This window comes from Vibrio sp. OPT41 (genome assembly GCF_015163595.1).
GTDB lineage: Bacteria > Pseudomonadota > Gammaproteobacteria > Enterobacterales > Vibrionaceae > Vibrio > Vibrio alginolyticus.
Map to the genome: position 1 here is coordinate 1 of NZ_JADDYH010000087.1, position 532 is coordinate 532.

The 532-nt window shown below is 43.6% G+C and carries 1 protein-coding gene; it reads right to left on the reverse strand.

Annotated features, from left to right (window positions below):
* Nucleotides 1-368, reverse strand: a 368-nt coding sequence (locus tag IQP38_RS25470; protein ID WP_193280707.1) for an IS110 family transposase, incomplete at its 3' end; no start/stop codon positions are given.
* Nucleotides 369-532 lie beyond the last annotated feature (164 nt).

Here is a 532-nt window from a genome sequence, read left to right on the forward strand (position 1 = left end):
CTTTTTAGTTTGGTCAGTTCTGGCTGAACACGTTCGGCATAATGTGCGATGAGAGCGGCATCTAAACGGTCGTTCTTAGCTCGTTGACCAATGGCACCAGCAAACCTTTTAATACGTAGTGGGTTGGCAATAACATAAGGTAATTTGGCTTTGTCACAGGCGAGTATAAAAGGCATTTCTAATCGACCTGTAGCTTCGATGACGACACGTTGAGGTTTGTGTTTCTTAATGGTTTTTATGGCATCGCTGATGCCTTTTTCGGTGTTCGGGACAGTGAAGTAAATATCGAGTGGGCGGATGTAGATGTCTAATTGTGACTTACCAGTATCAACGCCGACATTAATGTTTTGAAGTGTGTTTGTATTCATAATAAGCTAACTCTTGCTTGCAAATGCGGGCTCGAGACCCAGAAGACTATTCGAGTGTGGTGCTTGGAGTTCTATCTGGCGTTCGTACTTGTTACCGGTCTCTCAATTGAGGAGCCATCGTTCAATCGAACTACCAGATAGAAGAACTTTAGTTGCAGCTAAAG